This window comes from Flexivirga aerilata (assembly GCF_013002715.1).
GTDB lineage: Bacteria > Actinomycetota > Actinomycetes > Actinomycetales > Dermatophilaceae > Flexivirga > Flexivirga aerilata.
On the sequence record NZ_JABENB010000001.1, the window covers coordinates 781601 to 792375 of the forward strand.

General features: G+C 61.9%; 10 protein-coding genes and 1 tRNA gene. 3 read left to right on the plus strand and 8 right to left on the minus strand.

The genetic code is table 11. The annotated features are described in order from the left end of the window. Nucleotides 1-63 precede the first annotated feature (63 nt). The 5 genes from HJ588_RS03685 to HJ588_RS03705 are packed head-to-tail and all read right to left on the minus strand — an operon-like array spanning nucleotide 64 to nucleotide 4416. Nucleotides 64-1062, minus strand: a complete 999-nt coding sequence (locus HJ588_RS03685; protein WP_171152049.1) for a TauD/TfdA family dioxygenase — start codon at nucleotides 1060-1062, stop codon at nucleotides 64-66. Then, the gene (locus tag HJ588_RS03690) at nucleotides 1059-2033 is read right to left on the minus strand and encodes a ThiF family adenylyltransferase (protein ID WP_171152051.1); all 975 of its coding nucleotides are present in this window, start codon (nucleotides 2031-2033) and stop codon (nucleotides 1059-1061) included. Before HJ588_RS03690 ends, HJ588_RS03685 begins: the two co-directional genes overlap by 4 nt. Further along, nucleotides 2026-2874, minus strand: a complete 849-nt coding sequence (locus HJ588_RS03695; RefSeq protein ID WP_171152053.1) for a hypothetical protein — start codon at nucleotides 2872-2874, stop codon at nucleotides 2026-2028. Before HJ588_RS03695 ends, HJ588_RS03690 begins: the two co-directional genes overlap by 8 nt. Beyond that, complete coding sequence (locus tag HJ588_RS03700; RefSeq protein WP_171152054.1) at nucleotides 2871-4079, minus strand: acyl-CoA dehydrogenase family protein; 1209 nt, start codon at nucleotides 4077-4079, stop codon at nucleotides 2871-2873. The genes HJ588_RS03695 and HJ588_RS03700 overlap by 4 nt, the downstream gene beginning before the upstream one ends. Nucleotides 4080-4098: 19 nt before the next feature. Continuing rightward, complete coding sequence (locus HJ588_RS03705; protein WP_171152057.1) at nucleotides 4099-4416, minus strand: hypothetical protein; 318 nt, start codon at nucleotides 4414-4416, stop codon at nucleotides 4099-4101. A gap of 174 nt (nucleotides 4417-4590) precedes the next feature. Here HJ588_RS03705 and HJ588_RS20125 point away from each other — a divergent pair, with 174 nt between their 5' ends. Then, a complete protein-coding gene (locus HJ588_RS20125; RefSeq protein WP_425483542.1) occupies nucleotides 4591-4872 on the plus strand; it encodes a winged helix-turn-helix transcriptional regulator in 282 nt (93 codons plus the stop codon). 312 nt (nucleotides 4873-5184) lie between these two features. Here HJ588_RS20125 and HJ588_RS03715 read toward each other — a convergent pair whose 3' ends face one another. The 3 genes from HJ588_RS03715 to HJ588_RS03725 form a co-directional block, all read right to left on the minus strand. Then, entirely contained in the window at nucleotides 5185-5688 is a 504-nt protein-coding gene (locus tag HJ588_RS03715) for a hypothetical protein (protein ID WP_171152060.1), read from the minus strand. Nucleotides 5689-6269: 581 nt separating this feature from the next. Further along, nucleotides 6270-8297 (minus strand): GmrSD restriction endonuclease domain-containing protein, encoded by a 2028-nt coding sequence (locus HJ588_RS03720; RefSeq protein WP_171152062.1) that lies wholly within the window; start codon nucleotides 8295-8297, stop codon nucleotides 6270-6272. A gap of 453 nt (nucleotides 8298-8750) precedes the next feature. Continuing rightward, a tRNA-Leu gene (locus tag HJ588_RS03725) sits at nucleotides 8751-8833 on the minus strand. Nucleotides 8834-9254: 421 nt separating this feature from the next. Here HJ588_RS03725 and HJ588_RS03730 point away from each other — a divergent pair. After that, nucleotides 9255-10301 (plus strand): FhaA domain-containing protein, encoded by a 1047-nt coding sequence (locus HJ588_RS03730; protein WP_171152064.1) that lies wholly within the window; start codon nucleotides 9255-9257, stop codon nucleotides 10299-10301. Beyond that, complete coding sequence (locus HJ588_RS03735) at nucleotides 10298-10774, plus strand: FHA domain-containing protein FhaB/FipA (protein WP_171152066.1); 477 nt, start codon at nucleotides 10298-10300, stop codon at nucleotides 10772-10774. Before HJ588_RS03730 ends, HJ588_RS03735 begins: the two co-directional genes overlap by 4 nt. Nucleotide 10775 lies beyond the last annotated feature (1 nt).

Below are 10775 nucleotides of genomic sequence, written 5' to 3' on the forward strand. Positions count from 1 at the left end.
GAGGCATTCTTTCTCAGGTCTGTCGGTCTGGTATGCCGGACACACCCAACTTGGAACACCAGGTCAGGCTGTGATTGGCGCGTGCTGACGGCCGTTCAGATTCTGGCGGGCCGGTCGCAGGTCAGCCAACGCGAATGACCGCCTCAACCACCTGTCCTTACCGTCGAACGTCGGTCGAAACGCGGTACGCCCATGCACAGCACGGCGATTATCGATGATCACCATGTCACCCGGCTCCAGAACGGTGCCATACAGATGACTCCTCATCACAATTTCCAGCTCGTCAAGAGCGCGTTGTGCGGTCGAGTCCAAACAGTGAACGGCATGAAAGTCCACGCACAAATCGGGTGACGTTGGGCAACCGCTCAGGATGGGGCCCGGCTCCGTTAGGACCTCACGTCCGTCAGATCCCACGAACGAAGTGCTGTATTTCGTCTGAAATGCTGGGCGACGTAGTTCAACTTTCGCGTTGGACGAAAGGTGCGGTAAAACGTCTTCAATTCCCGCAGTCACCGTCACGGCTTCGCCGTCAGCATCAGAACGAAGGCCGAGCAAGCTCAAGAAATGCGGTGCGCTCGGATGAAATCCGTCCTCCGTATGCAATTCTAGAAGCACCGATCCACTGTTTTCCTGAAGACTCTCCGAGCCTTCCTTAGGATAGATATCCTGCAACAGCAGGCCGTTCTTCTCGTCTTCATATGAGATTACCCTGCCCAAGAGCGACATGAGCATGAGCTGGGTCACTGACGACAGGGCCACGTCAGACCAGTCAGGCTCTTCGGCAAAATTTTTCGGCGTCGCCGGAATATCGCCCACAGGAAGTCCCGTAATCAACATCGCACCGTGGGTGTTGCTGTGGTCACGGAATGCGGCAAGTTCGCGGCGAAGAGACGGTGGCAGCCCTCCGGTCGCTATTTCAATCTCGTACAGAACGTCGTCGTCGTTCAAGGAGGTACCGTGATGGCGGTCGACAAAACCCTGCGCGATTTCTCCTATTACCTTCCGCTCCTCAGAATCAATTCGCAAAGCGAATGGTTTGAGCTCCGTGTAGTTGAAGGTCATGACAGTTCTCCTTTGCGTGTCAGATGATGAGCGACCTGATAGACGCTCTTCGGGGCGAACCCGGACAAAGCTTGAGCTATCGGAAGGGTTCGGAGAAAGCGATAGGCAGACATGGGGCGGCGCAGCGAAATCTGAGAGCGACGGGCTAACGGGACGGTCACACGATGGACATCGACTGGCACTGCGCGCCGAGGGTGTTGCCCATCGACAACTAGATTGGTCATGTGCACCGCCAATGCGCCGAACTGCGCGGCCGCCTCTGTCAGCTGGGGAACGTTGTAGTCGCTTTGACGCAATCCTCTGGACAGTTCGTCGAACATTTCAGCCGGTATCCATCTGCGAGGTGCTATACGAAATATTGTGGGCCATGTTCCAAGTCGATCCTCATCGCCCGGGACAAGTTCACCGTCGAATGGCTGAGTGATGCTCCGATAATCGAAATACTGAGCCGTCAACATCCCCGCCATGTCCCACGCCGTGATGAGCGGTATACGCAGTCTGCACGCATGCTGATGCAGCAGCACTTTGGCACGGAGCCCAGAACTCGTTGTTACGTCAATACCATCGACAATGACATCCACACCGCTGACGAGGTCGCGGACGTTCTCGCAGGTTATCCCGTCGACATGAGCCGACACTATTGCGGTCGGGTTTATCGCTTTGACGTGTTCTGCCATCACGACGGCCTTGTTCTTGCCGAGGTCACCAACGGTCGCATGCTGCCGGTTCAGGTTATTGAGCTCGTAGGCTCCAACATCTGCTAGTTCAAACTGCGTATATCCCATCCGCGCTAGCGGTTGCACGGTTGCACCGCCGATCGAACCGCAGCCCGCGATTAATAGGCGAGACGCACGGATTCGGCGCTGAAGCGACGCGGAGATGAGCCCACGGTTGCGCGCAACCAAATGCCGATAGTAGTCGTCAGATGACAGTTCATAAGCTGCCGAAGGAGTGTCAATTTCCTCAGTCACAGGTCCCCCTGAAATCTTTAAGAAGTTGGCTTATTGACGTGTCGGACGCGCTGAGCAAAACTTCATGGAGGTACTCGCGCGTGGAACTGAGCCTGCGTTCCTCGTCGGTGAGGATGAAGGGGTGTGACTGATCCTCCTGTGTCCACATTGGCGCGAAGATGTCGTCTTTGCCTGGCGCGAGCGCATCGCATTCAAGCGAGCGTACTGAAAATCCGATGAGTGCCAGTTGGTAAGTCGCTCCTCGTTCTTTCGCGTCACCTACAATGGCAGCGCCGTTGGAGGTTGAAAGAACCGAAACGCACCCCGTAGTCCACGCCAGATATACCCACCACGGTACTGAAGCTCCGGCCCTTGATCGCGGCATTCCGTAATCACGGATTAGTCGCTTTCCCTCCTTGACTGCCTCTGTAGGCGTACGTGGATCAAGAATTTCCGCGAGATCGATCCCGTAATCGCGCTCAATGACGTAGTGGTTGCGGTCGGTGTCGCCGAGCTTCTGACCCGGGAGGATTGGTGGTGATGCCAATGTCCCGTAGCCGCGAACGATGGCGGTCTGCTGCTCAATCACCAGCGTATGAAGATCCGTCAGAGCTGCCGCGCCATACGGCTCGGCGGTCAGTCCCAGCTTGGCGAGTGCTTCTTCGGACACCCATCCCCTGTAGCGATACTGCTGGAGGCGAAATCGGTATACCGCATCCAAGTCCCTGGCGCTTAGCTGATCGCCCTGGACGGTCAGAACTACCAGGCCCTCCGGGGTTACTTCGTGAAACCGTGGAGTGCCGGCGAGGTTCTCGACGTCTTGCAGGTGTGTCGGCACCATTGCTTGAGCTTCGACGCTCATGGCTGAACTGCTCCCGCAAACATGTCCCCAGTGATCACCAGAGCCAACGCTTCCGGAGTCCCCTCGTAGATGCGCGGTCCATACGCGTCACGCAGCACGCGGTCCATGCCGTCATCTCGCTGAAAGGCTTGCGCCCCAATGAGACTCATAGCCGAGTCAGCATTTTCGATTGCTGCGCGATCGGCGAAGAGCTTGGCGGCCGCTGGTTCGTATGCCGGGGTCGGAATCACGTTGTCAGACAGGATCGCCGCCTCGCTGTATAGGGCCCGTGAAGCACTGACCCGAGTCGCCATGTCCGCGAGCTTTCGCGCCGACATCTGGTGCTGGTAGAGAAGGTGGCCGCTTTGCTGCCGTTCGGCGCACCACGCCATCGCACGCGACAAGGCGTGCCTGGCAATCCCGGTAGACACAGCCGCGCAAGTAACACGCGTGAGGTTTCCGATTGCTTCATTCAGGTCCCAACCGCCTTTAACGCCGTTGATGACTTGTGATTTTGGGATTCGGACGTCATCGAAGACGAGCTCTCCGGCCGGAGCCGTACGGTATCCGACCTTGTCGTGAATCTCACCACGTCGCACCCCATCCTGTTCAAGATCAACGATGAAACATGTCAAACCTGTGGATCCCGGACTGCCAGCCAAGTTTGCCATTACGGTGGCGTACTTAGCGAAAGGGGCGTTCGTGATGTATTTCTTCGTCCCAGAGAGGCTGAAATGGTCACCGTCAGGTATTGCTGTAGTCATGTTCTGCGCGTATGGCTTGTGTTGTGGGAGGACAAGGTCCGTGCCGTTCTTGTCTTCTGCCACTGCGTTACACGCAAGCACCAAGTCATCGCCAAGAAACGGCGGGAGGAACTCGGACTGAAGGTCGGGATCACCGCATACCAGAAGCGGTGTTTGGAATAATCCCGTCGCACCAAAGACGAGTGCCATACCAGGATCAGCGGCCGCTAGCTCTTCCAGGACGAAGGAGACAGCCAGGTTGGTGAGCCCCAGTCCTCCCATTTCCCGGGGGACCGCCATAGTAAGCAACCCGATACTCTTGCCAGCTTTTATTGTTTCTGTGTCGAGATTGCCTACCGGGCAAGCATCTCGCTCCGCCGCACCTTTGGCGACAAGATCGCGTGCGAATTCTGTCGCTTGCTGGACGACGACCTTCTCCTGGGAGTCGAGTAGGGCATGCGTCGACAAGTCAGTGGCGTTCATATATTTGATGCCTCCTATGTCAGGCGTTTCTTGAAAGAGATGGCAGTAGTTGAGCAATGGCGATTGTTTGCACCACCGGCCCGTACACTCGGACGCGTCCCGAGGTGAACGACGCGAGGAATGTGCTGCGGCCGCAAAGAAGGTCACTCAAGTCGTCCCACGAAATCTCAACGACATGCGTCGGCTCGTCCGTAGTGACCAATCCGTCCGCCCCGATGGTCACTTCCATGTCTGGAGCAGAGATGTTGAAGCGAACAGTGGCTCCCACGTTTGCCCACTCCTCCCTCACTGGGCCTTGCGGGGAAAGTCGAGCTTCGATCTGTTCTAGCGTCGTCATGGCTTCTCCTGAGCACGGCGGGTAGGAAGTTGCGGAGAACGTACTGAGTAGTAGCCCGCGGCCGCTACGGAACTATGTAACCTTCGGGTCGTATGGTTACTCAGGGGTAACAAGCATCAGGGGAAGGTGTCGGGCATGTCAGATGGCTGTCAGGTGCGAGGGGTTTTCGCTCGGATGGGGGAGCGGTGGAGCCTGCTGATCTGTCGAGAGTTGAACGGGCGCGCGATGAGGTTCAGCGAGCTGCGGACCGCTCTGCCTGGGGTGAGTTCGAAGGTGTTGTCCAGCGCACTGCAGCGATTGGAGGAGGACCGATTGGTGCGCAGAGACGTCACGTGCTCGCGACCCCCGCGGGTCAGATACGCGCTGACTCCGGCTGGCGAGAGTCTGTACCAGCAAGTCACGGCGATGGCGGAGTGGATCAAGATCTACGGCACACTGATTGGCCCGGAGACTTGACGCCGGCGGGGAGATGTTCACGTTAACGCCGGAAGATGTGCGCGGAATTTGTGACTGATCTCACTATGGCCGAAGGCTGAGGTCCCGCAAAGCCCTTCGATCACTTGCTCCTGCGGGCGGCCTTGGAGCCGGTGAGATGCTGCTCGCCTAACGCAGGGCTGGTGGTGGCAATGCGCTCCCATCTGACCCGGACACTTCGTCACTCCTGTTCAGGTTGCCTTACGCGCTGGTTGGTGAAGTCCAGGAGTTGACGCATCGTGCCGCCCGAGTGCCGGCGGATATCCCCGCCACCCTGGCCGCATACGCTGCCAATCACCAGCACTCGTCGTCCGCCCAGGTCTCGCCAGGCTTCCGCATACTGCGCGCCTTGACCTGCCACGAACTGGCCGGACGTGAGGTGACCGGCGCGCCGCTTGCCTCTACTTCCAGCCGTTGATCGATGCGCCACCCGCTGACAAATCCCGGCCAGGCGCTCTGCGGCCCGATCCGCCCTATGTTGAACTGCAGTTCGCTCTGGTCGCGTTTGGCCTGCCAGCGACCGGCCACGGTGATCTCAGTGCCGGGGATCAACGAGTCTGCGAGGGCTCGTGCGCCGATCTCTTCGGTGATGGAACGCAGCGCGCTCGGGCGGATCACGGCATCGATGTCGGCGAACTGGTATTGGGCTAGGGATACCATCAGCTTTGGATATCGGATGGCTCCGTCGTCACTTGACGAGTTCGACCACCAACGTCTGTGTCCCCATCCGATCCAAGTGACCCCGGACGTCATCGAGCACAGCCCGGCAACGGGAACGGCCTGCCACCATTCGCTCATGGGCATCACCGTAGGTCGGCGACGCGAGCGTGTGGCGGATGACGACAACCGGGATGGTTTAGCGGACTCCTGCCGGTCGGTCAGCGCCCGACCACGCCACCTACCGCGCGGCCCTGCGAACACAAGCGCGCTCTTGACCAGCTGCGACAGCATCTCAGTGATGTCCGGACCGACACACCAACGGCGGATGACCCGCGCGGGTCACCGACGAGCAGCTTCTCGTCGCGGGGCTGGTCGCTGACATGTCCGGCACAGTGATGCACGGCAAGGAAAATGGCCGCTCGGCTGTGGGAACAACTCGGCCCCCAGTCTCGTGAACTGCTCGGCCTTCCGCAGCAACACACCGGCAGTTTTATCAGCTACTACGACGCAGTGAACCGACGGCACCACCTGTGTGACCTCATCGATCCGGTCGAAACTGGGCTCCCACAGGGCACGCCAAAGAGGTCGAATACTTCGCTGAGTTGGATCCCGAGTTACTCGCCCGCATCAACAGCGACTGCGCGCTGTCACCAACGCGTTACTGGGGGCGACATGGCAACTGCTGCCAAAGCAACTTCGGTTGCAGATGTCATGAGGCATCACACCCGTGGGTCGACCTCATGCGCTCCGTCAGCGCGAGCCGCCTCATCGGGCGAACGATACTCAACGTCGTCCAAGAGGATCTCGGCGTCCTCAGCGATTGAGCCGCCGTGACCATCGGTAGGGATGAGGTACGTACCGGGCGGGATGGTCATGGTTCGGACCATCTGCTCGAAAGTGGGCAGGGCAGCCTCGACGGCTGGCGCAGTGACTACGGCGGGGCTTGGGCGGTAGTTCGGGTCCGACAACTTACGGAATCCTTCACGGGTCACCTGGGCCAGCAGCCGCCGCCTCTGATCCAAGAACTCCTCGTATGACAGTTCCGTCCAACCGTCCGGCAGTCCGTGCCACCAACGTTGGCGCGCAAGCCGGTCTTCACCCATGGCCTTGTCATCTACTTGCTGAGTCCAGTACTCGTTGGGGGCGTCGCTGGAGATGTCGATGTTGTCGGACCACTCGACCAGCGCCTGATTCGCGACCTGATTGATCTGCCGCGTGCTGGTATACCCAAGTTGCTGCTTCAGGTAGTCCTTCGGAAAGAGGTGATGCTTCTCGACGCCCTTGACGGGTCGCCGCGACGGGTCGAGCCAATCCTTGACAGTGAGAGTGGACAGCAGCACCTCGGCATCGAGGATCGTCAGAGCTGCGAGGTACCCCGTGTAGGCGGGCCCTGTGGTGTTGGAGGTGTGCAAGTCCTCGGGGAGGGTGACCCGCCACCAGTCATCGGTCAGGTTGGTCTCGATCTGGCTCGTGATCGCATCGCGGAACTGCTCCGGGGTGCGCTCCAGCGCGTCGAGACGATTGATGTCTTCCTGCCCCCTCGTCTCCGCGCTACCGGAGTAGCGGGCGGTGATCTGCGCCATGAAGTACCACCGCGCCATCAGTTCTCGAAGTTCGTCCACAGGCACCCCGAACTCGACCCGCCCGAGCAGCCAGATGGCGTACCCGAAGAGAACGGCGTTCTTCGAGGTGATCATGGCGCTCGTGCGCATGCCTGCGCGCTCGATCACCTTCAAGTACTCGTCCCAGTGGTGCGGTTTCAGCACGTGCGCCTGCCCCGTCTTCAGCAGGGCAAGTTGCCGCTCCCGCTCTTCCGGCACGATCTGTCTGGTGCGCCTGTCACGTCCACGCAGAGCGTTGTAGGCGTCCTGCAACTGTGCCCGCTTGTTGCCTACGGCAACGACGACACGGAGCACATGACCGGGGTCGAGCGTCAGGAAGGCATTCTTCGGCGTCCACGCGACCCGCTCGCCCTGAATCCGGGTCAACTCCTGCGGGGTGAACCGCGACGCCTTGGCGAAGTCTTCGAGTTCTTGGCGTCCCTGCTCCCAGAAGACCGACAGCCAGGTCAGGATGAAGTCGGTGGAGGAGAGTTTGACGCCCTCGGAGTTGATCCGCACGAAGATGTCCGCGACTGTCTCGCGGCTGACGTTGGGTTTGAGTTGCACGACCTGGAACCCGTAGGCGAGCACCTGATTGAGCCGATTGATCGCCTCCTCGATCTCTCGCTCGGCGCTCCTCTCCAGCCGCTTGCCGCCGCGAGCCCGCTCCAGACGCTCGATGTAGTCGGATCGCGCGTCGATGGGTGACTCGAAGACGGTGCGGATGTCGTGCACCCAATCGCTGGAACGTCGGATCGCGTTGTCCGGCACAGCGAAACGTTCGGTCAGCGGGTTGAACGAGATGACCACTCGTTCCTCGGAGTAGTCCTCGCGTAGGACGGCCACCCCCTTGACCACGGCGTACAGCGAAGTCAGCCGTTGCTGTCCGTCGATGACCTGCATCGAGGCGCCCTGCGTCTTCGCATCAACACCGATGCTGCGGGCGTGCGACTCGTCTGCGTTCTCCCAGAACATCAGTTGCCCGACCGGGAATCCTCGATACATCGAGTCCACCAGGTCGCGAATCTTCGCGTTTGACCAAACGAAAGGGCGCTGGATGTCTGGCAGCCTGACACGACCCGAGTCCACCCCGGCAACGAGATCGCTGACCGCCCAAGGATGATGGCCGAAGGTCTCAGGCATCATGGAATCCGATCAGATATTGTGGGCCCGGGGCGCCTGCTGTAGGGGGAGAGCATAGCCTCCCGCTCCCTTATTATCCGGTCTGACTCGCTGATCCCCAGGGCCCTTCGCGATCTGTGCGACCAGTTTCGCACGACCCGGCGCCAACTCCACGGCACGCTGCCGAAACTGGGGGACTTCGGTTCAGGCCATCTCACAGCTCCGTTCCGAGACGATCATCGCCCTAGTCCAGGTGTCCGAGAAGGCGGGTACAGGTCACATCGGCCGGCCATGGAACGGCCACCGCGTCATCCTGCTCGTCCAAGACCTCAAATCACCATCATCGACGCCGTCACCGGCGAAGTGATCCGCCAACTCACCCTCGACCCCAGCCGCGACTACCATCCCCAAAACAACAAGGACCGAACCCTCCCTGAGGGTTCGGTCCTTGCAGATGTCGTTGAGACATCACACGCGTGCGCGAGGGGGGATTTGAACCCCCACGCCCTTTCGGACACTGGCACCTGAAGCCAGCGCGTCTGCCGTTCCGCCACTCGCGCGAGTGCCGGACCAGTGTGCCTTGTCTGGCCGCCAAACGCCAATCGAGCGGTGGCGCGGCCCATCGCCGCGTCGAGTGACGGCGAGATCGCCGAGTGACGGCCGGTTGCGGGCGTCACTCGGCGAGGGAGCCGTCAGTGGCGGGAGGGGGTGGGGGCGCGAGCGACCTGAGCGGATGACGCGCAACTCATTGCAGGGAGCCGGGCGCGTATGACGGGACGTCACACACGGCGCAGTTACCATGACGCAGGCGGTGGACTGCCCTGCGGCGCACCCGGGTCGGCGGCAGCCATCTGTCTGTCCCGGGGCAAGCGCCGGGACAGACATCGAGACAGGTAGCGGGACAGTACCGAGGCAGGCATCGGGGCAGGCGGAGTGCGGGCCCGACGAGCAGACGAGACGAGCACACCAGGGAGGCGACACGTGGGCATCTTCGACAAGCTGGAGCGACGACTCGAGCGCGGTGTCAACGGCGCCTTCGCGCGCGCGTTCCGCTCGGAGGTGCAGCCGGTCGAGATCGCGAGCGCGATGCGCCGCGCGATGGACGACCGGGCGGCGAGCGCCGGCAAGGGCAAGCGGATGATCGTGCCCAACCTCTTCACCATCGAGCTGTCCACCACCGACTACGAGGCGCTCGTCACCGAGCACGAGGCCGACCTCGCCGACGACCTGATCGCCACCGCCGCCGAGCATGCCGAGAGCCAGCGCTACCAGCCGGGCGGACCCGTCAGCGTGCAGTTCAGCGAGGACGACTCGCTGGAGACCGGCGTCTTCCGGCTGCGCCCCTCGACCGCCCGCCAGGTGAAGTCGGGTGCCGTTCCCCGCCGTATGCCGCCCGCCCGCGACCACGACCACCCGCGTGCGCCGGCCGGCCACGAACCGGGCGGCCGGGGTTTTCCGCAGCAGCCGGGGGGTCTCGATACGGGCTCGCCTAGCGGCTCGCCCTACTCGACCAACCACAGCAGCTCGCCTAGCGGCTCGCCGTACCCGACCAGTCACGACAGCGCGCCGAGCCGAGGGCCGTACCCGACCAACCAGCCCAGCGACCGTGCCGAGACCGGTGACGCCAGCCGCCACTACGTCGAGACCTCGGACGCCGGCGCGGCATACAACGCGGTGAAGCCGGAGCGCGAGGACTACCGCCCGTCACCCGCGGCGCCGCGCAGGCTGAAGCAGCGGCCGTGGCTGGAGATCGACGGCGACCGCTACCCGCTGATCGGTGCCATCACCGTGATCGGGCGCGACGACGACGCCGACATCGTGCTCGACGACCCGGGCATCTCCAGGCGGCACAGCGAGATCCGGCTCACCTATGACGGCCCGCACCAGGTCCTGCGCATCCGCGACCTCGGCTCGACCAACGGCACCTACGTCAACGGCGACCCGATCAGCAGCACCCACCTGCACGAGGGCGACCGGCTGACGGTCGGCCGGACGAAGATGGTCGTCCATGAAGGCGGCAGCCGGTGAGCGAACTGACCATGACAGCGATCCGTCTCGGCTTGCTGGCTCTGCTCTGGGCTTTCATCTTCAGCATCGTGAGCGTGCTGCGCGGCGACATCTACGGCACCCGCGTGGTGACCCGCACCGCCGACCGACGCACCACCACGCCGACGCCGCCGCCCGCCCGGCAGCCGCGCGCGATCCGCCGCGGGCCGACCCACCTGGCGATCACCGAGGGCTCCATGCGCGGCAGCACCGTGCCGCTCACCGACGGCGGTGTGCTGATCGGCCGCAACCCCGAGTGCACGCTGGTGCTCTCCGACGACTTCGCGAGCGGCCGCCACGCCCGCATCTACCGCGACGGTGACCAATGGCTGATCGACGACCTCGGCTCCACCAACGGCACGTATGTCGGGGGCGAGCGCATCGGCGAGCGCGTCCCGCTCGGCGAGGGCAGCCGGATCCGCATCGGGCAGACCGTGCTCGAAGTCAGGAAGTGAT

What these genes read in the sequence shown, in the direction of transcription:
- HJ588_RS03685 (WP_171152049.1), bottom strand. Translation starts at nt 1,062, where the DNA reads ATGACCTTCAACTACACGGAGCTCAAACCATTCGCTTTGCGAATTGAT.
- HJ588_RS03695 (WP_171152053.1), bottom strand. Translation starts at nt 2,874, where the DNA reads ATGAGCGTCGAAGCTCAAGCAATGGTGCCGACACACCTGCAAGACGTC.
- HJ588_RS03700 (WP_171152054.1), bottom strand. Translation starts at nt 4,079, where the DNA reads ATGAACGCCACTGACTTGTCGACGCATGCCCTACTCGACTCCCAGGAG.
- HJ588_RS03705 (WP_171152057.1), bottom strand. Translation starts at nt 4,416, where the DNA reads ATGACGACGCTAGAACAGATCGAAGCTCGACTTTCCCCGCAAGGCCCA.
- HJ588_RS20125 (WP_425483542.1), top strand. Translation starts at nt 4,591, where the DNA reads ATGGGGGAGCGGTGGAGCCTGCTGATCTGTCGAGAGTTGAACGGGCGC.
- HJ588_RS03715 (WP_171152060.1), bottom strand. Translation starts at nt 5,688, where the DNA reads ATGAGCGAATGGTGGCAGGCCGTTCCCGTTGCCGGGCTGTGCTCGATG.
- HJ588_RS03720 (WP_171152062.1), bottom strand. Translation starts at nt 8,297, where the DNA reads ATGATGCCTGAGACCTTCGGCCATCATCCTTGGGCGGTCAGCGATCTC.